30 protein-coding genes and 2 pseudogenes are annotated in these 25,146 nt (G+C 57.9%); 5 read left to right on the top strand and 27 right to left on the bottom strand.

Going from position 1 to position 25,146, the window contains the following annotated elements:
* Positions 1 to 23: 23 nt before the first annotated feature.
* From virB11 to AC1D06_RS26430, 13 genes and pseudogenes are all read right to left on the bottom strand, one after another.
* Positions 24 to 1,013: a P-type DNA transfer ATPase VirB11 gene (gene virB11 / locus AC1D06_RS26490; RefSeq protein ID WP_477988775.1), complete on the bottom strand. Its 990-nt coding sequence runs from the start codon at positions 1,011 to 1,013 to the stop codon at positions 24 to 26.
* 8 nt (positions 1,014 to 1,021) lie between these two features.
* The gene (virB10, locus tag AC1D06_RS26485; protein WP_477988773.1) at positions 1,022 to 2,194 is read right to left on the bottom strand and encodes a type IV secretion system protein VirB10; all 1,173 of its coding nucleotides are present in this window, start codon (positions 2,192 to 2,194) and stop codon (positions 1,022 to 1,024) included.
* A gap of 9 nt (positions 2,195 to 2,203) precedes the next feature.
* Positions 2,204 to 3,006, bottom strand: a pseudogene (virB9, locus tag AC1D06_RS26480) (P-type conjugative transfer protein VirB9).
* A 47-nt stretch (positions 3,007 to 3,053) separates the two neighbouring features.
* Complete coding sequence (locus AC1D06_RS26475; RefSeq protein WP_477988772.1) at positions 3,054 to 3,725, bottom strand: VirB8 family type IV secretion system protein; 672 nt, start codon at positions 3,723 to 3,725, stop codon at positions 3,054 to 3,056.
* Between the two features lie 4 nt (positions 3,726 to 3,729).
* The gene (locus AC1D06_RS26470; protein WP_477988771.1) at positions 3,730 to 4,005 is read right to left on the bottom strand and encodes a hypothetical protein; all 276 of its coding nucleotides are present in this window, start codon (positions 4,003 to 4,005) and stop codon (positions 3,730 to 3,732) included.
* Between the two features lie 35 nt (positions 4,006 to 4,040).
* A complete protein-coding gene (locus tag AC1D06_RS26465) occupies positions 4,041 to 4,973 on the bottom strand; it encodes a TrbL/VirB6 family protein (protein ID WP_477988770.1) in 933 nt (310 codons plus the stop codon).
* A gap of 3 nt (positions 4,974 to 4,976) precedes the next feature.
* Positions 4,977 to 5,210, bottom strand: a complete 234-nt coding sequence (locus AC1D06_RS26460) for an EexN family lipoprotein (RefSeq protein WP_477988769.1) — start codon at positions 5,208 to 5,210, stop codon at positions 4,977 to 4,979.
* A complete protein-coding gene (virB5, locus tag AC1D06_RS26455; protein ID WP_477988768.1) occupies positions 5,207 to 5,905 on the bottom strand; it encodes a P-type DNA transfer protein VirB5 in 699 nt (232 codons plus the stop codon). The genes AC1D06_RS26460 and virB5 overlap by 4 nt, the downstream gene beginning before the upstream one ends.
* Positions 5,905 to 8,289: a VirB4 family type IV secretion/conjugal transfer ATPase gene (locus tag AC1D06_RS26450; RefSeq protein WP_477988767.1), complete on the bottom strand. Its 2,385-nt coding sequence runs from the start codon at positions 8,287 to 8,289 to the stop codon at positions 5,905 to 5,907. Before AC1D06_RS26450 ends, virB5 begins: the two co-directional genes overlap by 1 nt.
* Entirely contained in the window at positions 8,264 to 8,605 is a 342-nt protein-coding gene (locus tag AC1D06_RS26445; protein WP_477988765.1) for a VirB3 family type IV secretion system protein, read from the bottom strand. Before AC1D06_RS26445 ends, AC1D06_RS26450 begins: the two co-directional genes overlap by 26 nt.
* Before the next feature lie 4 nt (positions 8,606 to 8,609).
* Positions 8,610 to 8,909 carry a TrbC/VirB2 family protein gene (locus tag AC1D06_RS26440; protein ID WP_477988764.1) on the bottom strand — a complete coding sequence of 100 codons (300 nt, stop codon included), beginning with the start codon at positions 8,907 to 8,909 and terminating at the stop codon, positions 8,610 to 8,612.
* Positions 8,906 to 9,580 (bottom strand): transglycosylase SLT domain-containing protein, encoded by a 675-nt coding sequence (locus AC1D06_RS26435; RefSeq protein WP_477988762.1) that lies wholly within the window; start codon positions 9,578 to 9,580, stop codon positions 8,906 to 8,908. Before AC1D06_RS26435 ends, AC1D06_RS26440 begins: the two co-directional genes overlap by 4 nt.
* Positions 9,581 to 9,583: 3 nt before the next feature.
* On the bottom strand, positions 9,584 to 10,081 hold the full coding sequence (locus tag AC1D06_RS26430) for a hypothetical protein (protein WP_477988760.1): 498 nt from the start codon (positions 10,079 to 10,081) through the stop codon (positions 9,584 to 9,586).
* Between the two features lie 97 nt (positions 10,082 to 10,178).
* Here AC1D06_RS26430 and AC1D06_RS26425 point away from each other — a divergent pair, with 97 nt between their 5' ends.
* Positions 10,179 to 10,550: a MarR family transcriptional regulator gene (locus AC1D06_RS26425; RefSeq protein WP_477988758.1), complete on the top strand. Its 372-nt coding sequence runs from the start codon at positions 10,179 to 10,181 to the stop codon at positions 10,548 to 10,550.
* 252 nt (positions 10,551 to 10,802) lie between these two features.
* Here the strand turns inward: AC1D06_RS26425 and AC1D06_RS26420 are convergent, their stop codons facing one another.
* From AC1D06_RS26420 to repA, 5 genes are all read right to left on the bottom strand, one after another.
* The gene (locus tag AC1D06_RS26420; protein ID WP_477988757.1) at positions 10,803 to 11,990 is read right to left on the bottom strand and encodes a DUF932 domain-containing protein; all 1,188 of its coding nucleotides are present in this window, start codon (positions 11,988 to 11,990) and stop codon (positions 10,803 to 10,805) included.
* A gap of 151 nt (positions 11,991 to 12,141) precedes the next feature.
* Positions 12,142 to 14,277 (bottom strand): ParB/RepB/Spo0J family partition protein, encoded by a 2,136-nt coding sequence (locus tag AC1D06_RS26415; RefSeq protein WP_477988755.1) that lies wholly within the window; start codon positions 14,275 to 14,277, stop codon positions 12,142 to 12,144.
* Positions 14,278 to 14,683: 406 nt separating this feature from the next.
* The gene (gene repC, locus AC1D06_RS26410) at positions 14,684 to 15,898 is read right to left on the bottom strand and encodes a plasmid replication protein RepC (RefSeq protein WP_477988754.1); all 1,215 of its coding nucleotides are present in this window, start codon (positions 15,896 to 15,898) and stop codon (positions 14,684 to 14,686) included.
* A gap of 170 nt (positions 15,899 to 16,068) precedes the next feature.
* Positions 16,069 to 17,079 carry a plasmid partitioning protein RepB gene (repB, locus tag AC1D06_RS26405; protein ID WP_477988753.1) on the bottom strand — a complete coding sequence of 337 codons (1,011 nt, stop codon included), beginning with the start codon at positions 17,077 to 17,079 and terminating at the stop codon, positions 16,069 to 16,071.
* Positions 17,076 to 18,290 (bottom strand): plasmid partitioning protein RepA, encoded by a 1,215-nt coding sequence (repA, locus tag AC1D06_RS26400; protein WP_477988751.1) that lies wholly within the window; start codon positions 18,288 to 18,290, stop codon positions 17,076 to 17,078. The genes repB and repA overlap by 4 nt, the downstream gene beginning before the upstream one ends.
* A gap of 429 nt (positions 18,291 to 18,719) precedes the next feature.
* On the opposite strand from repA, the gene AC1D06_RS26395 reads away from it, so the two are divergent.
* On the top strand, positions 18,720 to 18,929 hold the full coding sequence (locus AC1D06_RS26395; RefSeq protein ID WP_477988750.1) for a hypothetical protein: 210 nt from the start codon (positions 18,720 to 18,722) through the stop codon (positions 18,927 to 18,929).
* Positions 18,930 to 19,128: 199 nt separating this feature from the next.
* Here the strand turns inward: AC1D06_RS26395 and AC1D06_RS26390 are convergent, their stop codons facing one another.
* A complete protein-coding gene (locus AC1D06_RS26390; protein WP_477988749.1) occupies positions 19,129 to 19,356 on the bottom strand; it encodes a hypothetical protein in 228 nt (75 codons plus the stop codon).
* A 572-nt stretch (positions 19,357 to 19,928) separates the two neighbouring features.
* Between AC1D06_RS26390 and AC1D06_RS26385 the strand changes: the two genes are divergently transcribed.
* Both AC1D06_RS26385 and AC1D06_RS26380 read left to right on the top strand, forming a co-directional pair.
* On the top strand, positions 19,929 to 20,135 hold the full coding sequence (locus AC1D06_RS26385; protein WP_477988748.1) for a cold-shock protein: 207 nt from the start codon (positions 19,929 to 19,931) through the stop codon (positions 20,133 to 20,135).
* A gap of 101 nt (positions 20,136 to 20,236) precedes the next feature.
* Positions 20,237 to 20,503: a hypothetical protein gene (locus AC1D06_RS26380; protein ID WP_477988746.1), complete on the top strand. Its 267-nt coding sequence runs from the start codon at positions 20,237 to 20,239 to the stop codon at positions 20,501 to 20,503.
* A gap of 408 nt (positions 20,504 to 20,911) precedes the next feature.
* Here the strand turns inward: AC1D06_RS26380 and AC1D06_RS26375 are convergent, their stop codons facing one another.
* On the bottom strand, positions 20,912 to 21,307 hold the full coding sequence (locus AC1D06_RS26375; protein WP_477988744.1) for a M10 family metallopeptidase C-terminal domain-containing protein: 396 nt from the start codon (positions 21,305 to 21,307) through the stop codon (positions 20,912 to 20,914).
* Positions 21,308 to 21,312: 5 nt separating this feature from the next.
* On the opposite strand from AC1D06_RS26375, the pseudogene AC1D06_RS26370 reads away from it, so the two are divergent.
* Positions 21,313 to 22,213, top strand: a pseudogene (locus AC1D06_RS26370) (methyl-accepting chemotaxis protein); the annotation flags it as partial.
* Positions 22,214 to 22,563: 350 nt separating this feature from the next.
* Here the strand turns inward: AC1D06_RS26370 and AC1D06_RS26365 are convergent.
* The 7 genes from AC1D06_RS26365 to AC1D06_RS26335 all read right to left on the bottom strand — a co-directional run.
* Positions 22,564 to 22,800: a hypothetical protein gene (locus AC1D06_RS26365; protein WP_477988743.1), complete on the bottom strand. Its 237-nt coding sequence runs from the start codon at positions 22,798 to 22,800 to the stop codon at positions 22,564 to 22,566.
* A gap of 59 nt (positions 22,801 to 22,859) precedes the next feature.
* Complete coding sequence (locus tag AC1D06_RS26360; RefSeq protein WP_477988741.1) at positions 22,860 to 23,240, bottom strand: DUF6481 family protein; 381 nt, start codon at positions 23,238 to 23,240, stop codon at positions 22,860 to 22,862.
* A 34-nt stretch (positions 23,241 to 23,274) separates the two neighbouring features.
* Positions 23,275 to 23,499 (bottom strand): hypothetical protein, encoded by a 225-nt coding sequence (locus AC1D06_RS26355; RefSeq protein WP_477988740.1) that lies wholly within the window; start codon positions 23,497 to 23,499, stop codon positions 23,275 to 23,277.
* A gap of 73 nt (positions 23,500 to 23,572) precedes the next feature.
* Complete coding sequence (locus tag AC1D06_RS26350; protein ID WP_477988739.1) at positions 23,573 to 23,842, bottom strand: hypothetical protein; 270 nt, start codon at positions 23,840 to 23,842, stop codon at positions 23,573 to 23,575.
* A 164-nt stretch (positions 23,843 to 24,006) separates the two neighbouring features.
* A complete protein-coding gene (locus AC1D06_RS26345; RefSeq protein WP_477988738.1) occupies positions 24,007 to 24,216 on the bottom strand; it encodes a cold-shock protein in 210 nt (69 codons plus the stop codon).
* Positions 24,217 to 24,447: 231 nt separating this feature from the next.
* Positions 24,448 to 24,630: a hypothetical protein gene (locus AC1D06_RS26340; RefSeq protein WP_477988737.1), complete on the bottom strand. Its 183-nt coding sequence runs from the start codon at positions 24,628 to 24,630 to the stop codon at positions 24,448 to 24,450.
* Positions 24,611 to 25,146: response regulator (locus AC1D06_RS26335; protein ID WP_477988736.1), on the bottom strand; the 536-nt coding region annotated here is incomplete at its 5' end. The genes AC1D06_RS26335 and AC1D06_RS26340, both read right to left, overlap by 20 nt.

Here is a 25,146-nt window from a genome sequence, read left to right as displayed (position 1 = left end):
CCAATCTAAATTGGAATGCCCATCTATGGCTCAAAATAGATTTCCGTCACCCGAAACCGGCCTTCGACCCGCTTGCATTGAACGATGATATCGATGGAGGTTTTCAGGAGGCTATAGATGTCGGCGCGCTCCAGATCGCGCCCACCTTCCGATTCTTTTACCAGAAGCGTCAACTGCTCGAAGGCCAGCTTGGCGGAATCGGCATGCACCGTGGTGATCGAACCCGGATGGCCCGAATTGACGTTGCGAATGTAGTAGAAAGCCGTGCYGTCACGAAGCTCCTGCAGAAGGATCCGATCCGGCCGCATGCGCAGGCACGATTCCAGCAAATCTTTTGCGCCGGCTTTTGACAAGCCCTGCCCTCCCTTGGAATAGAAGAGGCGGACGTGATTGGGCTGGGGAATGACGAGCTCCGGGGTGTCCTCGATCGAGATGATGCGTTCCGTTTCCGGGATATGGCGGATCAGCGCTTTCGACAGCGTCGTCTTGCCGGATCCGGTCGCACCCGAGATGATGATGTTTTTCCTGGCGATCAGGGCTTCACGCAGAAAATCCTTGTGGCTTCCAGTCTGGCAGAGTGCCGTCAGCCTTCGGTCTCCAGCCGCATTCGCTCCTCCCGCGGAAATGACCTCGGCAAACAGATCGCTATTTTCCAGATCGTCGAGCGTCAGTGTCACTGACGACGGCTTCCGGATCGTGACACTCACTGTGCCCTTCGTGGTGGCGGGCGGAATGACGATCTGGATTCGCTCGTCACCTGGAAGCGTCGCCGAAAGGATCGGCCGGGTTTCGTCGATAGACTGATTGGAAAAGCTGGCCACAGCCCGGGCAAGGCGCATCAATTTTTCGAAGGTGAGGTCTGGCAGGTCATGGGTCCGCCAACCGCCAGCACCTTCCGTGAGCACCTGCCCGGGCCGGTTCACGATCACTTCATAGAGTGTCGTGTCCTTCAAGAACAGCGAAAACGGCGACAGCAGCTCTCGAACCACCCCGGCATCGGCGCCCTCGCTCATGCGCCGCCCTATTTGGTGACCAGCGTCGACCGCGGGCTGAAATCCCCGAGCACGGCCCGATCCAGGATCTTGTTCTTCGACTCCGTCACCCGAAGGCTGTAGACGCCGGAGAAATCGAGATCGCGCGCCACGAAGATCGACACAAGCTCCCCCTGATGCTTGAGCAGCGTCGGCGGAATATTGATCGACTGCTCGACCGCGATCGCCGCAGCCTGCTGACCGGCACTCGTGGTGTTCTGCGCACTGACATTGCTGTCCTGCATCTGGCTGTTGGCAAAGCTGGTCGCGTCGCCGACGATCGACAGCAGGATCGCGCTGCCGAAACGCTCCCACCAGTGCGTGTCGACATAGCCATCGACCCCTGCCCGACCGAGTGCGTCGGTGGCCGGAGATGCCAACGTGACGATCACGCCGGTCGGCGTCTTTGCTCGGTTCCACAGAACAAACAGGCGTTTTTGACCGCGCTGCAGACCGCCCCGATATTCACCGACGACCTGGGTGCCCTTTTCCATCAACACGACCCGGCCGTTGTCGGAAAGGACATCGCGATTGATGACGCAGCTGGTAAAGCCGGGCTGATCCGACGACAGCGCCGTCTCCAGCACGCAGGGAATGGACGTGCCCATGGCGACGATGAAATCGCGGTTTCCCAGCGTGCCGGCACGCGAGCCCTCAAGCTCTGTCGGCCGCAGCATGCCATTGAACCGTTGCTCGTCGCTGCTGGCCTGCGAATTCACGGGCGAAAGATTGCTGTCGAGCGGCACGGAATTGGCGTTGAGCGTGGTCGCCTGCGGATCATTCTCCCGGCGCGCCGTTGCGGTCTTCTGGCCGTTGTAGGCCATGACCGGCGCCCGGCGAGCCGCATCCAACAACGGGTCCTCGGCCTTGACCTTTTCCGTAACAACCGGCGTCGGCAGCTTAACCTCCGGGACTATCTTGACCGGCTCGACCTTTTCCTTGGCGGGCTCGAAGTCGGTCGTTTGACGGATGACGACCTTTTCGGGCTGTCCGGTATTGGCCCGCTTCTTTTCGCCACTCATCGACCAAAGGGCAAAGCCGACAAAGGCGATCACCGCCAAAGCGACGGCGCCGCGCTTGAGCATGGGATTGTTGTCGATCCGTCTGCCGGCCGCCGTCTCCGCCCGCTCGCCCGGTATACGGCTCTCATCCTGATCAACCATGGCAATCTCCTACTGCACCGCATTGGGCTTGGTCTTGTCGATCCGCTCGACCGACGGCGATGTCGTATTGGTTTCGGGATTGATCCCTACCCGGTCATAGGCCTCGTTAAAGACGCAGAGCACGTTCCCCTGCGCAGGATGAACTTCCGGCTGATCGCGTGCACCAGCACAAGGTTCCCGTCGGCGGATTTAGGTACGAGGCTCTCGCTGCCGTCGGAGTTTTCGATGTAGATCGCCGGCATTTCCTGATTGCCGATAAAGGCAAAGGTCGTGACTTTGCCATTGTCGTAGACCGCTTGCGGTTCGAGCGCCTGAGACCCCTGCGCCGAGTAGCGCCAGTTTCGCGGCCCATAGGCTTCATGGAGCGCGAGAACATCGTCCGCCTTCTTCGCCTGGGCGGCCAGCGCTTTGTTGGCCGCGTCCTGGCGCCGGCGTTCGGCCTCATCACCGGGATAGCGGAATTTGACGTAGAAATAGGTGTTCTGGCCGGCGGCGACAGAGCCGTCCCGCACGGTCAACTCCATCTGATAACTGCGCGTCGATCCATCGCGGCGGGTCGTCACGACCGAGATGTTGGTCACCGGCTGATTTTCGCGCGGTTTCAGGAAGAGGATATTGCCTGCGACTGCGACTTCCCAGGCGATGCTATTGCCAAGTGCCACATGGGCGATCTCTTCGTCGGCCGCAAATTCGATCTGCACCGATGAACGGAGCGTGCCGACGATCCGGGTGATGTCATAGGGCTGTTAATTGACGAAACGGACGCGGCTGTCCTGCATCGCACCGCGCGGGATTTCGAGGGCCGGCGTCATTGACGGCAAGCCGGCGATCAGCAGGGTTGGTATGACGAGGATTCGCTTCAATTGATCGCCTCCGGATCGGCTCGGTATTCGCTAACAGCGAAACCCAGTGGGTTCACCAGCCGGTCTGTCGAAGACATCGGCGCATTCGCATAGGAAAAGGTAAGGGTCGCGACCCAATGCGTGGTTCTAACATCATCGCCGCGCGTGACCGTCCGCATATATCGGACAGAGACGACTTTCGAATTGATCAGCGAGATCGAGGCGATATTGATGCGTGACGTGGCGTTGCGCCCGTAAGTGTTCTGCGGAGATTCGGGATTGCTGCCGCGGTAGAGAGCGGCGAAGCGCGCCTGTTCGGGCTGCGTCGACAAAAGTGCTACCGTCCGGAAATTCTCCTCTGCCTCGCTCCAGACATAGCTTTCGCGGGCTCGCACATATTTTGCCGCAAAGTATTTTGTCACGGCTTCATCGTAGGTGCCGGCCGCCGAGGTCAATGCCGAGACGACATCGACGATACCGGTCGAATTGTCGACCCGCACCACGAACGGTTCCACCGTCTTGAGCGGTGTCAGCCCGGCAATGGCGAAGATCGACACGGCGGCGAGTATGCTGGCGACCAAGGCGATCGTCCATGCAATGCGCGCCGAGCGCTCGACCTGGATCATGCGGTCCTGATCGAAGCGACGGGCTTTGTCGAAGTAGCTCTTGAGATCATCCGAGGTGACCATGCTGCTAGCCCTCACAGCGCCGATATGAGGCGGCAATGTCGAAGTGGGCGAACGCAGCCGGATCCTTCCTCTCCTCAATGTAGGCCGAGGCCAGGCGACTGGCCACGCTTGATGGTGTTTCCGAACGCTCCTGCTTCAGATCGCTTTTGTCTTCCCATTGCCACATGGACCGGTTGAGCGGCCGGCGGGAATAACCATCGCATTTCGGGAGCGGATAGGTGAGCGAGGCGCAGCCGCTCAGCGTGGCTGCCATACACAGCAGCGAAACTGTTCTGATCATGAGAACCTTCTTTTTTGTTGGTGCGAGAGGGGCCGCTAACTGGCGCCTGTCGATCTGAAAGTTTGGCCGACGGCGCGAATGCCGCGGCCGGCGGCGCGAAAACTATGGGAGGCAGCCCAAGACAACGTGCTCTCATGGGCGTCGCGTGCGGTGCCGTAGCCATAGGTCAACGACGCGCCACCGGCAGCGAGTGCCGAGGCGATGCCGGGCAGTTGGTAGAACACATAGAGAGCAGCAAGGCAGATCGCGCAAAGAGCAATCGGCCGCATCAGCACATCGCTATATCCCTGGATTTGGGTAAAGGTCGTGTCGATCGAGGTGATCAGCAACGAACCCACGGCAACAACGAGCACCTGCAGGATAACGAAATTTGCAAGCTGGCCGATCCAGGCTTCAGTAAAGCGCCGGGTCGACTGGAACATGGCAAGCGCCACGAAGATGGGGCCGATGGCGAGCACGATCGCCAGCGCCAGCCGCGCGTAGAGCGAGACGATATAGCCGATGGCCGCAACGATGAAGCTGGCGCCGATGACCATCATTCCGCCGACACCGGTGACAATGTCGACCGGCCAGGCCGCACGCGACCAAATGTCGGTGGCTGACGCTTGGCCCTTGTCGAGAAGACTATCGAAGGTCGACGCGCTCGGCGCCGAGCCGGAATTAAGGGCCTGAGCAATCTCCTGCGGCAAGGTGTTGAAGAAGATGTTGGTGACATAGGTCTGGTATTCGCTGGCGTTCTTGACCAGCATGACGATGATCGCGAGCTTCATCGCCCGGAACGCGAAATCCAGAATAGGCTCCTGGACTGACCCGCGCAGGACGAGATAGCCGTAGAGGATGACATAAAGCGTCACCGCCGCGGTCAACGGCCCGGTGACCCAACCGGCAATATTCGACGTTCCCGAGGAGATGAAGGTCTCCAGAGGCGTCTTGAACTGCCCGTCGACAAAGTCGAAGACCTGATACATCACTCAGCCTCCTAGCGACCGCCGCATCTGTTCGAGGCGAACCTTGCCGTCGGCTGCTTCGGCATTCCTGCAATTGACAGTGTTTCTGAGTTCGCCGGGATTGTTGCGGCAGTTTTTGATCAGCTCGGCGAGCAGGCCCTTGTCTGCCACGAGTTCATCGACGGCATAGGACCGCTCCGACGGCTCAGAGCAAGCCGCAAGCGCTAGAAACGCAAGTGATAGGGGAAAGCGCCTCATTGCAGGGCAGCCTTCATTGAGTCCATACGCTGGCGCCAGTCCTCCGCCTTGCGTTRCTCATCGACCTGCACCTGCGCTTGCTGCACCATTTTCAGCCCCTCCATCCGCAAGACATCGTTCTGCAGGAAGGCCGTTTCCGCCTGCAGCCGTGCCTGCAGGTCAGCAGTATCCTTCGCATCGCTTGATATGGATATCTGCTGCCGCAGTTGGTCGATCCCCGCAATGCGCTTGTTTGCGGCATCGTAGATCTGCTGCCCGAGGCTCATCTGACCGGCGTTCTGGTTTTGGAGACGCGACAGTTCCTGGGCGTAGAAATCGTCGGCGCTGGTACGATAGGTGGAATTTTCCTGCAAGAATTTTGAAGCGGAGTCGCCGAATGTGTCGGTGCTACCGCCCTTGAGTAGCGTCTCGATTGCGGCAAAATCCGGCGGCAGCGCCTGGCGGACATCCGGGTCGTTGAGCACGCTCGCCACATCCGCCATGTTGGTCAGCTTGTTCAATGACCCGTAGAGCTGCTGCGCCTGCTCGATCTGCTGGTTCAAGGCATCGAGCTGCGCCTTCAGCTGCACTATGCTTTCGATCTGCTTGGCGATCGAAGTCTGGTCAATGACCGGAATCCCCTGCCCTGACGCGCCGCCCGCCGAAAGGATCAGCACCACGGCGAATGCCGCGCCCGAAAGTCGATATCTTGCCATCAGTTCGCTCTCCTTCTTTGCTGAAAAATTGGCAGCCAGTCTTCCCACCGATCGCCCACTTCGCCTCGGATCGCGTCGGCGAGTTCGACATTGGCCGTTCGGCCGGAGAGGACGGCCAGTTCGTCGTCGAAGCCGTTGAGGTCCAGCTCTGCCACGACGCTGTTGTGACCCTGCTTGACAATGAAGCGGCGGCTCTCGACAGAGAGTTCGCGGGCAATCAGTTCAAATTCCCTGTCCGTGAGTTTGAAACCATCAACATAATCTCCCCGGTCACCACGCGCGTTCGGCAGAAACACCTGTGTTGGGCACTGCTCGATGATCGTATGCGCGATCGGCGAGACGATCGCATCCCGCGGGCTCTGCGTTGCAAACAGCATTAGGCCGTTTTGCTTGCGGATCGTCTTGAGCTTGTTTTGGGCGAGATCGCGAAAGCCCTCGTCCTGAAGCGCTTTCCAGAACTCATCGATGACGATGATGATCCGACGGCCGTCGATCAACTGCTCGACGCGATAAAAAAGATAGGCCATCAAGGGGGTACGGATTTCCTCGTTGTCGAGGAAATCAGTCATGTCGTAGCCGATGAATTTAGCGCCGATACCGATGTCGTCGATCTCGTTGTCGAACACCCAGCCGAGCGGCCCTCCCCTCTCCCATCGGCGCAATCTCGCGGCAATACCTTCCGGATCGGTGTTGTTGAGGAAGGTTCTGAGCGCGCCGATCGTGCGTTGCGCGACCGGAAGATCGGCAAGGCCGTCGGTCGCAGACGCTATGTCGCGGAGTTCGGTGACCGAAAGTTCGCGAGCTGCCGAACCGACGAGCTTGCCGACCCAGCGTGCGAGGAACACCTTGTTCTCAGGCGTAAGCTCCAGCGCCTTCAAGGGCGCGCAGCCGGTGGGTTCACCGTTCCTGAGTGGAAGATAGGTGCCGCCGGCGGCACGCACGAAGAGGTCGCCGCCGCGGTCCTTGTCGAAGAAGACCATGTGGGGATCGTGTTTCTCGAGCTGCGACAGCATGAAGTTCAAGAGCACGGTCTTGCCGGCGCCCGAGGGACCGCAGACGAAGGTGTTGCCGAGATCGCCGAAGTGGAAATTGAAGTAAAACGGCGATCCCGAAGCGGTTTTAAGAAGAGCGACCGCCGGACCCCATTCATTGCCGTCCATCTGACCGATCGGATAGGAATGGAAGGGCGAAAGCGCGGCAAAATTCTTCGATGTGATCGCACCGGATCGGGCGCGGTAGCGCAGGTTGCCCGGCAGTTGCGCCCACCAGGCTGCCTCAAGGCCCAGATCCTCGCGCGCGACGACGGCGCCACCACTGGTGAGATGCGCCCGCGCCTTGGCAAGATTGTCCGTCAGCTCCATGAGAGAGCGGGCAAACACCGAAAGGCTCATATGGTGCTCGCCCAACACGAACCGGTTGGATTCCAGATCGTCCATCGCATCATTCAGTTCATCGATCTGCGATGCGGCTTTGTCGCCGCTGCTGACCATCTGGTTCTGCTTGCGCCCCATGATGACCCGCGCATCGGCTTTCGAGGCGAAGGCGAAGGACTGCGTCAAAATGACTTCGAACGGGCACGTCAATACGCTGTCCAGCATGCCGCTCCGTGTCCGGGCAGGATATTCCTTGAAACTCAAGATACCGGCGTAGCGGCTTTCGGCTTCGTGGCGGATCTCGACCGTCTCGCGGCCGATGATAACCCGATCGGAATAGATTGCGGACGCAATGCGCCCCTCGGTCAGCGGAATCGGCTCGCGACGGCCGCCAATGATCTGGTGTAGCACTTCATTCGGTTCGGAGAGCAGCAGCCCATCATGCTCATAGAGGCTGAGCAAGCGCGGCTGGAACCGCTTCAGTCCGGCGGTCACATCGACGACCTTGTCGCGAAGATGTTTCAAGCCCTCTTCATCGAGCTCGTTCTTGGTACCGCGCGCCCTTCTGAGCCTGGACAGTAGCTGCACCGCCTTCTCGGCGGGATCGCGGCTCGGCGACCAGAGGATCGAAACATAAAGATCGTTGCGGAACAGATCCTCGCGGACCATGCGATTACGATATTTGGCGTTGAGTTCTGCGGAAAACGGTGTGGCGAACGTTCCGTCAGGATAGCTGCTGTCCCTCCGACGGATCAGATGGGTCCATATTGCGAGCCGCTCATCGGCGAGGTTGCGATAAAGTGTGTTGAGGTCGCGATGCAGAGCGTTCAGGTCGAGCACACCCGCCGTCTCGAACGACACGCCTTCCAGCGCGATCATCGTCATCAGCGCCCGAGAGTCGAGCGCGATGATCGAGCCATCGACGTGACGCATATAGGGGATGAAGGTCTCCGGGCCGAGTTCGCGGGACCTGAGGGTCGCGGTGTTAGACAAGGCTGAGATCCCTTTCATCGTAGCGGCGGGCCAGTTTCATTGGAGAGAGCGAGGCGCCGCCCCAATAGGCGCTATTGCGCGAACGCCCTCGCGTCTCCACCCAGGCAAGCAGAATGCGGAACATGTTGTGGTCGTGCTTGACCAGCGCCCGGAAGACCAGGTGGAAGACGACGCCCACCGAAACGTAGGCGATCGAGCCGGCGACGATGTAAAGGATGGTCGTGAGCATGATGTTCACACCCATGGCTTCCATTGTCACACCGGCGATCATCGCCGGCCGCGTGCAGGCTAGGAAGAGCGTGTCCTCTTCAAGGGAGTTGGCCGCGTTCACCATGGCGCTAGCTTCCCACGATTGTGTTCACCAGTTCCGTGGCACCGAAGATGCCGCCGATGCCGATGATCCAGAAACCTGCCCGCCGGAGGTCCATGTAGCCGAACATCCAGGCGATGCAGATGATGATCACGGCGATGACTGCCAGAAGCTTGGCGATATTGCCCGTCAGCATCGTGACGATATTCTGCAGCACGGATCCTATGCCGGCAGACTGCGCAAATGCCGGTTCAGCCACACCGACGACGATAACTGCCGCCATGAGAACTGACGCTGCGACAGGACGGATTTTGGCTTTCGAGATCATTCACTTTGCTCCGCTGGATTGTTTTGGAAGATCAGGACAGAGGATGTTCGGCCGGTGCCAAACACATCCCAGGACGGCGAGCCTGCGGTCTCGCTGACCTCCGGTTCCGCCTCGGATTTCGACGCGAGTTTGTCGCTTTCGGCTGCCTCGGACGGATCAGGCCGTTCGTCGGTGCCCTGCCTTATCGTCAGTGTCGTGAGCGCGTCTGAAAGGCGCCTGCCTTCCTGCTCAACCTGTTTGCCATATTCGGCCATGGCTTCGACGTTTGGATCGTTTCGGCCATAATAGGATTCCAACATGACCTTCTCGGCCTGCGAGGTGTCAGCGCCTGCGCGTAAGGCCAGCCGATAATAGCCATCGAGCAGCGTGGCGGTCGCTTGGAGGTTAAGGCAAGGATCCAAAGCGTCGGCAATCGAGAGCTTCAGCTTGCGAAGCTCATTAGACTTTATGCCGCCCAGACCGAGCTGAACATTCTGCCGTTCGGCAATCAACGCGCTTGCCGCCGCGATTGCCTCGGCCTTGGATGCTGGCTGGTCTGCAAGGGATTTGCCTGCTCCGATGCGAATAGCATAAGGCTGAAAGCGGCTCTCGAGGCTGACAATGCCGGCAAGCGTTTCGACAGCCACGGTCGGGGCGCAGGTCTGCGCCAAATCGATGAATGTGACAGGCATGACTCAGTACCAGACCCGCTGCTTGCCGACACCCTCGATCGTCACATCGATGTAGTGAGGTTGCGCACGAAGATGGGCTTGCGTGGTGACATACCTCAAGCACTCGCCGCCGCTGCTCGTGAAGTTGTCGTGGCTAAAGGTGCAGAAGGAGCCATCCACCCTCTGCGGCGAGGTCGAAACGCACGACGCTGTCTCTCCCCTGGCACCAAAGCTGCCAACGAGCCTGTAGCCGGCGTCGCAATAGTATGGTTCATACCCCGGGTCGGACGTCTGAAATCCAACTCCGCTGCAGGTTGGGAAAGAATGCCCCGCGGCCAGCGCGCTCCAGAGCCTCTGGATCGGCGGTTCACAGGCCGCATATTGCGTGGGACCACCCGGATTGGAAATGCAGAGGATAACCTGGCATCCCCAATCATCAGCCCGCGCATAACTCGCAGAAATGAGATAGTATGGCAGCATGGTCGAAACGACGAACAACGCTCTTGCTAGAAGGTCTCTCATGAATTCCACCCTCCTTGTCTCCAGCCGGCAGCGGCGCCACTTTCTTCGAGCGTCGCCGACCGGGAATTTAACTGTCTTATATACAGCAGTTAAATAGATGACAAGAGCGCTCAAGACGCAATTGCACAATGTCGCCTTTTCCGCCTTCATTCTGCATGAAATTTTGGATAACCCGCTGCCGGACGAGACGCCTCAGTCACGGTTGAAGCAGATCGGCTTGATGAGCGTGCTCTACATGATGCATCAGGCACATCAGCCTCTAACACTCTCAAATATAATAGAAATTACGCAACTTACGAGAACGGGCATCAAGGAAACGATTGAACCTCTTGTTGGACGTGGAGTGCTGACGGAGACCCTGGGAAAGAACGTCATGGGCCGTGGCACGGCCCGTCAATTTAAGATCTCGGAGGACATCCTCAACAGGCTGAATGCCTTTGAAGGGGGCAAAGAAGCGGAATCTAAGTAGCATTTTTTCAATAGTTAAATGATGGAGAGGCCGCGAATCATTGTGGCCGAATACGTTTTTGAGGATACAACTTTGTCCTAGAAATCGCGCCTTGCGGTGGCAGGCATACCCCTTCCCAGACTACAGTCTTTGACCTGTTTGCTGGCCGGTAGACTCTCTAATTTTCGCCAGTCAAATGAGAACTCATAGGATTGGTATCGCCGGCGCCTTCGGCCCGCGATACCGCTGTCGTGGACGCATTTTGGATGCCGTTCAGGCCGCACTTTCGAGAAGCTTCTTAGCCTTGCCTTCCAGATCGAGGCGGGTGTCTTGGTGCGTCTTGTCCCTCGCAAGCGCCGTGATCCCCTGAACGAAATCGAAGATCGATTCCGGAGGATGGCCTTCTTCGGAGAGCACGGTCTCAATGATCCTACCGGTGTCGCCCTTCGAGAAGCCACGTCGGCGCAGGAAGGTGTGCCGATCCTCTTCGTTTCGGGCAACCACCCGCTCGCGCGCCGCCCGAATGCCGGCGACGAATGCGGCAGGGGAGGAATTGGCAAAACTCGTGAGCGCGGGTGCGGCCTCATGCGCGAACCGATCTGCCGCGAACTTCGAATGCCGGATACTGATTTCCTCGAAATTTTCCGAGCCCCAGATGTTTCGGTTGGCGCACACGGCGCGGAGATAGAACGAGGCTATGCCGAGCGTCTTCGAACCGACCTCCGAGTTCCAGGCATAAAAGCCGCGGAAGAACAGATCCGGTTCGCCATTCGGCAGGCGTCCAGCCTCGATCGGATGGGTGTCGTCAACCAGGAACAGGAAGACATCGCGGTCTGATGCGTAGAGCGTCGTCGTATCCTTAGTGATGTCGACGAACGGATTGTGCGTCATGCTCGACCAGTCGAGAAGTCCCGGCACCTTCCAGTTCGTGTCGCCGGTTCCATTGCCGGCGATCTTCATCACCGCCGATACGAGCTCGTGATCCCAGATCCGACCATATTCGGGGCCGGTCACAGCCCTGAGTTCAATGCGGCCGTCATCCATCTCGAGCGTCTTCACCAGTTCGGCGCGATGATTGAGCAGGCCGTGCTGGAGATTGATCGCGGCAAGCGGTGCGGGGAGCTGCCGCATATAGCTCGCCGGCGCACCAACCAAGCTGCAGAGCTGACCATAACTCCAATGCGTCGGAGCGATGGGCCGCTGCTGGCCCGGGACAACCAGTTCCAACCTTTCGGAATTGTTGCGGCTCGCTTCCACACGGATGGCCGAGCTCTCCACCGTCCGGGCATGGGCGCGGTCCGCGCGAAACCTTACCGCGTCATGGAGTTCAGAAAGGGAAAGATATCGCTCGTCGTCTGGCCGGGAAAACCATTCCGACGAAACACGGCCAAGGCGCTCGCCACGCGAGATGTCGACCGTGAAGCCGGAGGATACAGATTGCGTATTGGACATCATGTTCATGTAAATTCTCCTGAAACGAAAGAGCCCGGCGCAAAGGCCGGGCTTTAGGATTGAGATCAGGGCGAAGCGGCGCAAACGCCGCTTTGTTATTCTGGGGGCATTGGGGCTGATTTGCAGATTGACACCTAGCCCCACCGGGGAGCGACGACGCCTATTCCGCAGCGTCGAGGTGTGGCTCGAGTTCGTCTTCAGATGAAAGACGAATGTCGTCATCACCGACGTCGCCGGACAAGAAGGCTGGAAGGGGGACGACGGTCGCCTCAACGACAGTATCATCCGCAACCTCACCTATTACAGTTTCCTCACCTGAAACGTCGTCGCCCGGGAGGCGCAGCAGTTCAGGGAGCCATCCGCTACCCTCAAGCAGGCGCTCGGCTTCGCGGGCCATGTCCTGCTTCTTCAAGTGATCGATGAGCTGCGCCGACCGCTCGCCCTTCGCTTCGCGAACAGCCTGCAGGATATGCGCCTTGGTCACTCTGCCAAGATAGTTATCGACCGTCGGCACCCATCCCGCTTCGACCAGATCGAATCCAATCGACCGCGCGACCTGATCGGCATGAGCGACGGTTCGAGTACGCCTGTTCCACGGCTCGATGACGGCGTTCAGCGAAAGCGAGGCGCAATGCGCAAACAAAACCTGCCGGCTGACCTCATCGAGCCTGATTAGGAAATCCCAAAGGTCGTCAGGGCTTTTCGGCAAATCGTGTCCCCACGCTTCATGCCGCTGGTCGATCTCCTTCGCCCAGACGGTGTCGCCGAGACCTTGGCTTTGGCTGAACTTGGCGCTCTGAAGTGTCAGCTCCAGGCATGAATCCGAACCGTAGACATAGAAGGTCTTTAGCACGAAGGCATGTAGCACTGCGATGAAGGCCATGACGACATCGTTCGCCAGCGCATTCCGGAGCGCCACGGTTCTTGTCGCCGTCAAATCGAGAACCAGCTTGTCGGAAAGCGGTCGGAGCGTGTCATCCTCGTCGTCGACCTGCTCATTAGAAACAGGTTTTCCGTTCACCGAGACACCACCGGCCGTCGAGCCGGGGATTTCGCCGTCACTATCGCCACCGGGATCGCCAGGATCGCTATCCTCGGTATCAACAACCGGCTCGTCTTCAGGCCGAACGAAAGCACGCTCGATCTTCAACTCACCACTGGCGCTGAGCGAGATGAAGGCGCCGCCGCGCTCGACTTCTTGAGGATCGAACACGTAGGGCCGGTCGTTCAATTGGTCCAGTGCAGTTCCGAGTTCTTCAAGCCGGGCTTCGGTTTCTTCCGAATATTCGTTTGCCTCGGCGTATTCGGCATCGAGCTTGTCGTATTCGGCCTTGATTTGATCATGACGAGCGAGTTCGTCCTCGGTGAACTCAGCCCGCTCGCCGTAGAACCGTCGTAGACCGGAGGTGTGACCAAAAGGAAAGTCGAGTGCCGCATCGACCCACTTCCAACCCTCCTTGGACTTCAGCGCCTCGGCATCGACTTTCAGCTTCTCGAATACCAGCTGTTCGAGAAGGCCAGGGTCCTGCATCCATCCGCCGTTGTCTTGCTCGAAGAGGTCCCGCATGACAACGCCGCCGGCTGCCTCATACGYGTCGATCCCGACATACATCGCACGGCGATCGCTGGCGCGCACTGCAGTTTCGGTGAGCAGGCGGCGGATGTAATAGGGTTCCCTCGAATGCGAGCGTGAAACCGTATCCCAAACCTGCTCCTGACGGACATGATCATTGGTGATCGAAAAGGCCATGATCTGTTCAAGCTTCATTTGATCGTCGGCGTAGAGATCGAGCAGACGTGGCGAAACGGATGCGAGCCGCAGGCGCTGCCGCACAGTCGCAGCCGATACGAAGAACCGCGCGGCAATGTCCTCTTCCCCGAGGCCTTGATCGCGAAGGGTCTGGAATGTCCGGAACTGGTCCAGAGGGTGAAGATCGGCGCGCTGGACGTTTTCCGCCAAGGAATCGTCCTCAGCCGATGTCGCGCTGTCGCGCTTCACGATGCACGGGACGAGTTCCGTCTTTGCCATGCGCTTCTGTTTGACCAGAAGTTCGAGCGCACGGTACCGGCGGCCGCCGGCGGGAACTTCGTATCGACCGGTTTCCTCGCCGTTTTCGCCGATGATCGGCCGCACACTCAGGCTCTGCAACAGCTTACGAAGTGCTATGTCTTCCGCGAGGTCCTCAATTGACACCCCGGCCTTGATGTTGCGCACATTCCGCTGCGACAGCTCGAGTTTATCGAACGGAATGTCTTCGGACCTGTTCAGGGTGATTTTCTGAATGGCTTTGGCCATGTCATCTCTCCGCAGCGGGCCGGCCGGAGCCTCTCTCCAACCATCTCAACCCGCCGGAAATTCCCCTTCCCTCCTCTTCCTCTGGACCGCTCCGCAGTCCGCAGCAGCAAATCTCACCTTTTCTGGCCAACCTTAAATCAGGCAATCCTGGTCCATTACGCCAAACTGCCACTCTCCGCCAAGCGCACCGACCACCAAGAGCGACTGCCTTTCTGCGACAAGGAAATCAGTTGAGCACTCATTTCTCACCTGAAGGCCCTGTTCGGCGAGAGGATTCCGCGCCGCAAATACTTCATTTCAAAAAATACAGGAACAACAATTGCTTAGCAGAGTTGGTCGCGACCAACTTTTCAAAAGTTCGGTCGGTGTCAAATAGACCTCCGCCTCACTCCCTTCTCAGCGGCACCTATCCCGTTCGACTTTGGGCCACGCCATTCGCCTTCAGCAACGCCATAATCATCGGTCCTAGCGAAAATTCCCCTCGCTCAGTTCTTCGCGTCAGATCACGAAGATATCCGCCAGGTGAGTTGATCATGTTCGCGCGTTCTAGGATGCTCGCAACAGTGACAGCCGCATTCTCCGGCCCCATAGCCTCGCAAGCCTCCTGATATGCCGACGGGCTGATCCCCAGCGTCGATCGCACGACCACAGCCGCGAACATAAAATCGCGCCAGCTCCCAATCTTGCCGCCGGCCCCGTAGTCGACAATTTGCGGGCAGGCCTTCAAGACTAGACCGAGCGGGAATACCGTTTGCGGGTTAACGCTCGTCCGATCTCCTGCCGCCGACTTTGCCCCCCGCTCTTTTTCAGAGCTTGGTTCAAGTTCATATAAGGAATCGGATTTTGAATTCTGTATGTGGCGCTCGATATGGACATCATTGGCGCTTTCATTTCTCAATTTTTCCTGAGTTACCAGCCGGTTGAGGACCTCCTCTTTTAACATCTGCATTTGTTCCAAGATTTCACTAACCTCCGCAATCGAAGGGTTGCGTGGAAGGCGGGCGGTCAGCGAAATGAAGATGTCCTCGACTGCCTCCCAGTCTCCCTCTGCGCCTTCTTCCACAGCTGCTGTGATCAATTTACGCACATCACGCCTGCAGATCGTCAGGTTCTCTTTAGTTCTTCTGAAAGCGGCGCGCTCAGCCGCAATCTGTTGGGCCAGCATCGCCAGTTCTTCGGCGCGGGCGAGGAGGGGGGAAAGGTCGAAGCCAAACGCTCTCTCGACGTCGCCAGAGTGATCTCTGCGGGCGTAACGCTTCCCATTTGCACTGTCCTTCCGGACAATCAAACCTGCATCCACAAGGGCCGCGAGATGACGCCGCAGGGTCGAGCCCGCCATCCCGTGAGCTCGCAACGAAAGTTGCGCATTCGAGGGGAATACGATTAACGATGCATCTTGACGCAGTTCGTTGTCCGGATGGAAGCTCAAAAGTGCGTCAAGCACTGCGAGGCTGTTCGACTGAATGCCAAGTCGTGTCATCGCCATCGAGATATCCCGAAAGATTCTCCACTTCTCAGCCGACTTTCCCGCCTTGATCTCGGCTATGGCTTGCTGCCGTCGCACGAGAGCAAGCGAAACCGGYCGCCGACCAAAGGGCGTCGTCACATTTCCCGTTCTCATCTCTTTTACCTTTCAGCAGGCAAAGGAAATTTGCTCACCAAAACGGTGCTGAAAACTCTTGACGAGGATTCCAGGAAATGCGATTCTGTTCGTGCTAAAGAGACAGAAGGGCTTCCACGACGGCAACGTTGAGGGGGCTCTTTTCTTTTTGCGCGGTACTAGTCCTTCTTCTATTTGTGTTTCGCACGATGTGCTTCGTAAAGCGCTGGCAACTGCTCGATCACAAAGGCCGCAAAGTCCGGTGTCGCCTTCCGATCGATCGTAATTTCTAACTTCGCCTTGCTCAGCTTCACCTGCGCCAGACGTTCGCCATCTCCGGTCGACATGACATCGGGAAGCCCACGCACCATCCGACGAGGCTTGAGATGCGTCATAAGGGCCTTGAATCGCTCCGCTGACTGAAGCACCTGCATTTCGTCAGAGCGCATTAGCCTCACTGAATCGTCTCCGGGGGATGCTTTTTCCACAAGCGCAGCCAATTCCTGCCAGCTCCTGAGGCCGACGCCAGGAGCGGAGCCGATCGCATCGATCAAATCGGAGGGGAGGGCGTCGACGATGGAGAGCATCTTGGAGAGATCGCCCTTATCGACGGACATCGACGAGATGATAACCTCACGGGGAAACCGCTCCCTTAGACGGGCAGCAAACCGAGCTTTCTCGATAAACGTTAGGTCCTGACGTTCATTGTTTTCTTGGCCCTGTGCGACGACCAACTGTTCGTCCGTCAAATCTCGCACGACGGCTTTTACCGGAAGACCAAGTTCAGTTACCGCGCGTAGGCGGCGATGGCCGAACGCGATTTCATATCGACCGGACTTGTGAGGGTGAGGGCGGACAAGGATCGGCACCTGCTGACCCTGTTGCTTTATGGATGCAAGCAGGCCATCTATGTCGCCGGGCATACGGTCTTGCATGAACGAAGGATCAACAGCCTTGGGATCGAGATCGATGACGGCTTGCCCCTCAGCCAGACGGCGCTCAATTTCCTCCGCTCGCTCCATGCGGTCGGTTTGCTCACGCAACGCGTTGCCAATGTTAGCAGTCAGCTTTGTTGATGGGTCACGTTCCTTACGAGCCACGCCAAGAAGCGGCATGGAATGACTTCTCGGCGTGTGGGTATCGTGGGGAGTAAGAGACGTCGGTACGTTTGCAGAAACGCCTAAAATGTCCTTCCTGCTCATATGGGTCTACCCCAGGCTTTTTTGATGAGAGATTCGATCTCGTCATTGACGGCGTTCATAGCCTCCAAGGCGCGATCATAAGTCGACCGCGTGAATTGGCCGCGTTCTACTTCGAAAAGTGTCTGATTCGTGAGCCCGGCGTCAGAGACGGCGGTCGTCTTCACCATGGGAAAATTGAGTACGTTTTCCCCGAAGATCGATCTCAGGTAGCCGACCATCTGGTTCTGCGGACCATCACTCGGTTCGAAGCGAGTGATCAGATACCGCATCCAATTGAAGTTGAACTGAGCACCAGCGTCTTCAATTTCCCGGAGTAGATTCGACGTCATTGCCAGGAACTGGTTCATTGACATAACATCGAGCATCTGCGGATGCACCGTCACCAGAATAGACGTCGCTGCCGTAAGAGCTGATAAGGTGAGGTAGCCAAGTTGGGGAGGACAATCTATTACGACAACATCGTAGTTGTCCGCGATATCCTCGACGACCTGGCTAACCCGCCCGTAAAACAAAGTGTCGCCTTCCTTGCGTTTCATCAGCGCACGCGGTGTGTCGTGCTCGAACTCCATAAGCTCAAGGTTGCCAGGAATGAGGTGCAGGTCTGGGATGTACGTTCCTCTGACCACCTCTTCAATCGGACGCTGCTCTTCATCGTAGCGGATAGCGCCGTAAAGCGTTTCATTTGGACCGACGTGTATCTCCGGTTGGCTGCCGAACAACGCAGACAGGCTTGCCTGAGGATCGAGATCGATCGCGAGCACGCGATATCCTCGCATCGCGAGATATTGAGCCAAATGCGCCGATGTAGTGGTTTTTCCCGATCCGCCTTTGAAGTTCATAACCGAGATGACTTGCAACTGCTCGTCCTCTCGCCGATGCGGCAGATAGCGTCGGCTGCCGCGGCCCACTCGATCCAGATGCTTTCGGATCTGATGTATATCTTCGATCGAAAAGATGCGACGCCCGCCCGCACCTGTACTCACATTCAGCTCCGGCGTGTCGGAAGCGATCTGTCGTAGATACGACTCTTTCACGCCGAGGAGCTTTGCGGCCTCCGAAGGCGCAAAGCCCCGGATTCCTTTCTCTGCAGAAGGCGGGAAAACCTTGAGATGATGCGCTTGCAGTTGCCCCGATAAGGCTTCAGCATGCCGCTCCATCAAAGCGGTCAATCCCTCAACTTTCACCGTTGTTTTCGCGGCGCTCTTCGCCATCTCGTAACCTGTTTCTTGCCAATGGCGGTATTAAGTGAAAAATTGGGAAAGTTCCGCCGATGGCAATAGGCTCCGATTCTGCGCGCCAGGCAAGAGTTTTTTGGTTAACAAACGGTTAATGCACTGCCTGCCTCGTCACCCGAAATCAATGATCTTGGGCAGACAATCCATAAAAAACAAAGAATTACATCCCTCTCTCTGCTAAACTCAACCGCCGATGCCGCACCGCAAAAAAAGCAAACCGAGATCAATACTCAATCCAGCCGCACCATTTTCGTCGTCAACATGGAGGAACATGTTCAGGCCGGAGTCGAATCGAGGACCTCTCGCCACGAACCCTGCCACTGACGGCGTGCGCGGGATGAGAGCCCTGTTGAAGCCTGCTATGGCTTGCGCCAAGGCGATCAAGGTGCCGTATAAGAGCAATGTGTGAGCAAGATGACGAAATTTGGCGCCGAGTTGACAAAGGCAATGTCGGAAGCCTTGGCACATTCCCAGGGAAAACACGTAGCCGGAATGCGCGCCCACTCTGTCGATCTTGGATCGACTGATGCGAAACTCATCCGCCAGAGGCTCGATCCCAGAAGGGGTAAAATTGCTGCCATCATGAGCACCAGTCCATCTGGAGGTAAAAAATGAGGGCAGGCAGCGTTAATCCTAGAAAGCCGTGACCACCCTGCCCAGGAACAGAGAGCCTGTATCGGAGCAGCCGCCAGTGACAGAACCAAGCCTGCCGAAGTGGCAGCTTACCGAACGACCATGTTCAGGTGGTGAGCCGGTGCCGACCAATAGGTCACAGCGACGACCGTTGTTTCACGAAGTCGTCTCGGCGGCAAAATCAGGCGTCCGACAGTAGCCCGTCAAACACTTCCAACAGCGCATCGACGATCGCTTGGCCAAGGGCGTTGCCGGCGTCGGCGATCTTGTCATCGGACATGTCGCGTGCAGCAAGCGCCAGATCGCCACCCTGGTCGGCGACGATGGCCTGCGCGCGCTCGATCGCCCATTGCGCAAAGTCGCTGCGATTTTCGATTGCCATTGTTTCGGTCACGGGCTCGTCAGTCATTTACGATTTCTTCTCAGTTGGGGAGATATCGATCGGAAGCGCGTTGAGTTTTGCGTACGCGCTTCTTCCGAGAAGTCAACGGCAACGAATCTGTCTGACGCTGTTGAAGTTGTTCGGACAATTTGACCGCAGGATCAATCCTGGCCTTTAGCGGCGGGGCAGTCACTGGCCGACCTGGCATAGCTCAGGTGATATGGGGCCATGCCGCAACGGCGACCGGTACCGCCAAGCCGAACAATATGGCCGCCGTAAGCCGCAGAAACCGAATTCGGCGTGTCCGCCGACCGTCCCAATCATAAGCCATGACCGCCCTCCGAGATTGGTATTCAAGCAAACCGACACATACGAGTCAATTGACCGCCGCACTGAATTTCCAGCTGCAGCGAGACCGCGCTTTGGTCGGCCGAGCCGGCTCTTCCACGAACAGAGCATCTCGTTTGGTGACGCGAAACGTAGCGCCATGCCGTTGGATGCCTTCGGTCTTCCCGCCTTGCATCGCGCGAAAAAACCCAGCATGGTGCCGGCGTTCAAATCGCTGCCGCCGGCGCGTGCAGATTTTTGGGAAGAGAAAAATGGCCACTGGTACCGTCAAATGGTTCAACGCAACAAAAGGCTTTGGTTTCATCCAGCCGGATGATGGGGGCGCCGACGTCTTTGTCCACATCTCCGCCGTCGAGCGGGCTGGACTGCGCGGGCTCAACGACGGCCAGAAGATTAGCTATGAATTGGTCAAGGATCGCCGTAGCGGCAAGATGTCGGCTGACAACCTGCAGGCTTAAGCCCCGATTGCGATGCCGGAGGGGAACATGTCGGGAGAGCTTGGCCTGTTTCGTGGCGTGCGCGTCATCCCAGACTAAGAATCATCAAGCCGGAGTCGACTGTGGAAACCAACCAGCACGGCCACGTGGTCCTGGAATGTATGCAGCGCTTGGACATGGAGGTTGGAGACCGCGTCAGCGTTGACGACCTGGCGGAATACGCCTTTGCCCAGGGCGTGGAATTGGACGAGCTGGAAAATGCCATCATCCATGCGAGCTCAAACGGATGGATTCACGCAGCGGACGATCAGGTCTATCTCACCGCCGACGGATACAAGCTCCTTAACCCCGCCAACGATAACTCTCAAACGATCATTCTGCCGAACTGATGCCACCGCTGTGGGCGAGCCGCGATGCGGATGAAATCGCCAAGAAGTTCAACCATTCAGCACGGCTCGCGGCCCGTTTCGGCCCAGTTGAGGCATTGAGGACCTGGAGTGCGCCTCATCTCAGCGCACGACAACGGGACCGGAGCCAATTAGCATTTTTGCAGCTTCGGCAACATAGCGATGTCGAGACGCATGAAACACCATAGCTGCCTTCACAGAGAGGATGGAGGCTGGTTCTTATGCCAGCACGGAATGGTATGGACGTCCGCACTCGGGACGTGCCCATCGGCACCGCCTGGCCTCGGTGTTATCTGAGCGCATAACCAGCGTTGTCGTCGCGCCGAATGGGTGACCGTACTCTGTCAGGATCGCCCTTTTCTGTGCAATGGTTGTCTGAGTTGCCTTCACTCAGTTGAATAGAAAGTCATGCACGTTTAGATCTCCTGGAGCATGCTTAAGCAGCGTAAGGTAGTCACCGTTCCCAAAGTCAATCACGGTATTGGAGCCTGACTGCAGTAGATGGGCTTGAACGTCAGCCATGGAATGGATGCCAGTCACGTGGCTGAGATCGATAACATCGTGACCCTTCCCGGTGGCGGCAAAATCGGCGATCGTATCGGACCCGTCCGCGCTCCGAAAAACGAATGTGTCTGCATCGCCGCCGCCGATCAAGACATCCATGCCGCGGCCGCCGGCGAGCCGGTCGGCGCCGAAGCCGTCATCGAGCACGTTGTTCCCAGCGTTGCCAGTGAGATGATTGGCGAGCGTATTGCCTATGCCGTCAATGCTTTTCTTCCCGATCAAGGTTCGCCGATGGCGATCTCACGACCCAAATCAGCGAGCCGTTCGACCCTGATTTCGAAGCGCTTCGAGCCAACTTCAACAGTGCCGTGGCCCAGCTCTGCCAGACGCTCGGCAAAGTGGCAGGCTCGACTGTCGGCATCGACAGCGGATCGAACGAGATTGCCCACAGCGCCAATGGGCTGGCGAGACGCACCGAACAGCAGGCGGCAGCTTTGGAGCAAACGGCGGCGGCGCTCGACGAGATCACGGCCAATGTCGCCTCATCGTCCAAACGCGCCGAGGAAGCTCGCAAAGTCGCGGCCGAGGCCAATACAAGCACCGCCACGTCGGGCCAGATCGTGACCCAGGCGGTCGAGGCGATGAGCCGCATCGAGCAATCCTCCAACGAGATATCGAGCATAATCGGCGTCATCGACGAGATTGGGTTCCAGACCAACCTGCTTGCGCTCAATGCCGGCGTCGAGGCTGCACGCGCCGGCGAGGCTGGCAAGGGGTTTGCGGTCGTCGCTCAAGAGGTGCGCGAACTAGCGCAACGCTCCGCCAAGGCGGCGAAGGAAATCAAGACGCTTATCCAGGCGTCGAGCGGCGAGGTGGCGACCGGCGTCGACCTTATCGAAAACCGGCGGCGCCTTGAAGCAGATCGGTGAACTGGTGACGGCGATGAACCAGCATGTTGATGCAATTGCCGTATCAGCACGCGAACAGTCTGTAGGCCTCGCGGAGATAAACACGGCAATCAACAGCCTTGATCAAACCACCCAGCAGAACGCCGCTATGGTTGAGGAGGCGAGCGCCGCATCCGCATCTTTGGCCAGCGAGAGTGCCACATTGCGCGACCTGATCGCCGAGTTCAACATGGGGACCGCGACCGGACAACAATCCCGCTTACTGCGCAAGGTTGCTTAGTTGTGTTATCAGAGCTTTCGCGTCTATGTAGCGGCGGCTGATCCCCCACTGAACCAGATGGATTGTCATCGCCACCTCGGCAGCTAAAGAGAGCCAAGTGTCCGATGCGGGCCGACGGCTCGGAAGCAGAAATATCGGCGGCGGCACCTGTGCTGTCACACGAGGCAGAACTACCGCTGACGTGATTTTTGCTGTTCTACTCGATAATTTGGTCAACCGGTGAATCTTCTCAATTCCCACAAGCGCTCGTTATCCGAATTGAGACTCCGCTTTCGAGATACCGCACAATCAGAAGTTCGCGCCAGGTGTGTGGCTGCGCGCGACAGCGAGACCGGAACCAACTGGCATTCTTACCGCTTCGGCAGCATAGCGCGGCCGGCATTACGGATGGTCAAGCTCGATCCGGCCATCGGCGCCAAAAGGCCAGCCGCAATCGCGCTATCGAGCGCGTTCGTATAATTCTCTCCGGACAGATCGTGCTTACGGGCGAAACTCTCAATTGCCCCCCTCGTGGCTGAAGGGGAAACACCGAAGCGGGGATTCCAGAACGCATTCATGATGATCTGATGCTGTTCGTTATAGGTCAAAACATATCTCCTATGACAAGGCCTGAAATCAGCAGCGCCGTTCGGGACCACGCCCGACGCTACGCTTGGCGAGCTTTGCGGGCGGCGTAGCGGCGGTCGCGTTCGGCCTTGCGAGCGGCCTGCTCTTCAACCAACCAGGCTATCCGGTTTTTCTCCGCAGCCTCCCGCGCTTCCGCCTCTGCTCTTGCGGCAGCATCGATGACGGCCTGTCGCTCGGCAGCTGCTGCTTGGAGTCGGTCCTGCTCTTCCGTTCTTGAACGCTCCCGCTCGACACGCCGCTCGTCTCTGGCGGCAGCAACCGCTAAGCGCTCGGCCTGTCTGGCTTCCTGGCCTGGTATCGCCGCATCCCTGGCAGAGCGATAGGCACTGAGAAGGGCTGCCTTGGCCTCGGTTGCAGCTTTACGGCGATCGGCGAGATCATGGTGTCCGGCGTTTTTCAAATCATCATCCTGGTTGGGTGTAAAATCAAAATGGTTAGGCTTTGCTGACCCGTTTCGCAGAGGTAGCAGCAGGGGACGACATTCGGTCGGCCAACTCCTTCGCCTTACGTGCTTCGCGCAGCCGTAAGGTCTTCTCTTCGCGCGCCTGGGCGATTGAATCGAGCGCATTCATCGCCTGTCCTCTGGCGAAGAATTCAGTTTGCTCTTTGCCAAAGGCAATTTCGGCCTGCTGGCGCGATCTGCTATATGTCTCTGCCATGGGGTCATCCTCAATAGGGGTGGTCCGTGGCGAAAGGAGCAACTGGACCTCGCGCCTCGAACCTCTGATTGCTCTATGCGCGGTCGAACGTGAACGATGTGAGCAGGCTGGTGACGAAGTTGCTGGCCTTTTCCTTGACCAGCGTCTCGATCCAGCCGTCGGTGCCACGCAGCATCAAGCCAGTGTAGATACTGTCCACGGCAGCTTCTTCAATTCGGCTGATATGGGCTTTGAAGCTCTCTTCACCGCCTGTTTTGTAGATGTCGCGCACGACCATGCGCAGAATTTCCTGCATGGCGATTTGCCATGCGGTGTTGGTGGCCTGCAATTCGTTGGTTTCCATGCAAATCTCCGAAAGCCGCCTGGGCTTCGATAGCAGCACTTCGTTAGCCATCGCCCCAAAGCACCACGGCAACAAAAAAGGCCAGGCAATTGCCTGACCTTCACCGGTATCACGCTCTCAACAGTGCCAGTACATCCGTGGTCAAAGGAAAGCGGATGGCCGAATTAAGCAGACTGCAGATTGCAGGCAGACATCTTGCCGGACTTCCGGTCCCGCTCCATGTCGTAGCCGAGCTTCTGGCCTTCGACGAGTTCGCGCATGCCCGAACGCTCGACGGCCGAGATGTGGACGAATGCGTCCGGGCCGCCGTTGTCAGGCTGAATGAAGCCAAAGCCCTTGGTGGAATTGAACCATTTAACCGTGCCGATGGTCATGATGAACCCTTTCATAGCAACATTGATGAACCGCGGCACGAAAGCGCTGCGATGGTGATACCGATTTTTTGAAAGGAAGGTTCGTTCAGGGCGCGGTGCCAAACGCGCGATAATCAAAGCTCAGCAAGCAAATCTCGATGAACTTCAGATAGAGAGTTCGGCCGGCGATGTCAACGTCTAGTTTTCGACGGACCAATAATGGGCCAGATGGTGCGTTTGCGTACACGTCTGTCAAACTTCATTGAGCAGCGCGCGGACCGCCTGCAGCAGCGCCCGAGAATCGGTCGGTTTGCCGAGGTTGGTGGCGCCGCGGAGAACCGGGTGCCGGAGCACGTTCGGGTCGTCCAGGCTGTTGTCAGCACGAACGGTATCCCCACGGATGTCAACATAGACGCTACGGGTGTGACGTTTCATTGCCGAGATTGACGTCGAGAACGGCTGCGTCGGGACGTTCGCGTGACAGAAGATCAAGGGCGTCAGCGACGATGCCCGCTGGGCCGACCACGCCGTAGCCACCCCTCGTCAGACTTGTTTTCAAATCCACCGCGATAAAATACTCATCCTCGACGATGAGAATGTGCTTGGGCGTTCCGTGCCCGGTCTCCGGCAACTGCCCGGATCGCATGCACTGATTGCCTGGCAGGACATCCTTGCCGCTTAAGGAGCTTGATGGACCGGAAGTGGAGATCAAAGGTTCGTTGATTTCCAACATGGCCCAAGGGGCTGAAAAGGCAAGAGGGAAGGCGTCAAAAAGGCCTCGATCCATACTTCCAAAAAAATCTGGAAAGGGATCTTGAACGGCAAAATCCACGCAACTAAATCGAATTCTGCCGGCGCTGAAAGGGCCGGCGTTCACAAGGCTCGATGGCCTTAATGCCCATGTTGCTTCAAGGAGGATATGGCTATGGCAACATCTTACGACTTCAGCAG

The organism is Rhizobium sp. P2_G2, from assembly GCF_056403555.1.
The sequence above is the reverse complement of the archived record's forward strand: the minus strand, read 5'-3'. Positions and strand labels throughout refer to the sequence as shown.

Coding starts and splice junctions, on each gene's coding strand:
- virB10 (WP_477988773.1), bottom strand. CDS start 2,194: ATGGTTGATCAGGATGAGAGCCGTATACCGGGCGAGCGGGCGGAGACG.
- AC1D06_RS26475 (WP_477988772.1), bottom strand. CDS start 3,725: ATGGTCACCTCGGATGATCTCAAGAGCTACTTCGACAAAGCCCGTCGC.
- AC1D06_RS26470 (WP_477988771.1), bottom strand. CDS start 4,005: ATGATCAGAACAGTTTCGCTGCTGTGTATGGCAGCCACGCTGAGCGGC.
- AC1D06_RS26465 (WP_477988770.1), bottom strand. CDS start 4,973: ATGTATCAGGTCTTCGACTTTGTCGACGGGCAGTTCAAGACGCCTCTG.
- AC1D06_RS26460 (WP_477988769.1), bottom strand. CDS start 5,210: ATGAGGCGCTTTCCCCTATCACTTGCGTTTCTAGCGCTTGCGGCTTGC.
- AC1D06_RS26450 (WP_477988767.1), bottom strand. CDS start 8,289: ATGAAAGGGATCTCAGCCTTGTCTAACACCGCGACCCTCAGGTCCCGC.
- AC1D06_RS26445 (WP_477988765.1), bottom strand. CDS start 8,605: ATGGTGAACGCGGCCAACTCCCTTGAAGAGGACACGCTCTTCCTAGCC.
- AC1D06_RS26440 (WP_477988764.1), bottom strand. CDS start 8,909: ATGATCTCGAAAGCCAAAATCCGTCCTGTCGCAGCGTCAGTTCTCATG.
- AC1D06_RS26435 (WP_477988762.1), bottom strand. CDS start 9,580: ATGCCTGTCACATTCATCGATTTGGCGCAGACCTGCGCCCCGACCGTG.
- AC1D06_RS26430 (WP_477988760.1), bottom strand. CDS start 10,081: ATGAGAGACCTTCTAGCAAGAGCGTTGTTCGTCGTTTCGACCATGCTG.
- AC1D06_RS26425 (WP_477988758.1), top strand. CDS start 10,179: ATGACAAGAGCGCTCAAGACGCAATTGCACAATGTCGCCTTTTCCGCC.
- AC1D06_RS26420 (WP_477988757.1), bottom strand. CDS start 11,990: ATGAACATGATGTCCAATACGCAATCTGTATCCTCCGGCTTCACGGTC.
- repB (WP_477988753.1), bottom strand. CDS start 17,079: ATGAGCAGGAAGGACATTTTAGGCGTTTCTGCAAACGTACCGACGTCT.
- repA (WP_477988751.1), bottom strand. CDS start 18,290: ATGGCGAAGAGCGCCGCGAAAACAACGGTGAAAGTTGAGGGATTGACC.
- AC1D06_RS26390 (WP_477988749.1), bottom strand. CDS start 19,356: ATGACTGACGAGCCCGTGACCGAAACAATGGCAATCGAAAATCGCAGC.
- AC1D06_RS26385 (WP_477988748.1), top strand. CDS start 19,929: ATGGCCACTGGTACCGTCAAATGGTTCAACGCAACAAAAGGCTTTGGT.
- AC1D06_RS26355 (WP_477988740.1), bottom strand. CDS start 23,499: ATGGCAGAGACATATAGCAGATCGCGCCAGCAGGCCGAAATTGCCTTT.
- AC1D06_RS26350 (WP_477988739.1), bottom strand. CDS start 23,842: ATGGAAACCAACGAATTGCAGGCCACCAACACCGCATGGCAAATCGCC.
- AC1D06_RS26345 (WP_477988738.1), bottom strand. CDS start 24,216: ATGACCATCGGCACGGTTAAATGGTTCAATTCCACCAAGGGCTTTGGC.
- AC1D06_RS26340 (WP_477988737.1), bottom strand. CDS start 24,630: ATGAAACGTCACACCCGTAGCGTCTATGTTGACATCCGTGGGGATACC.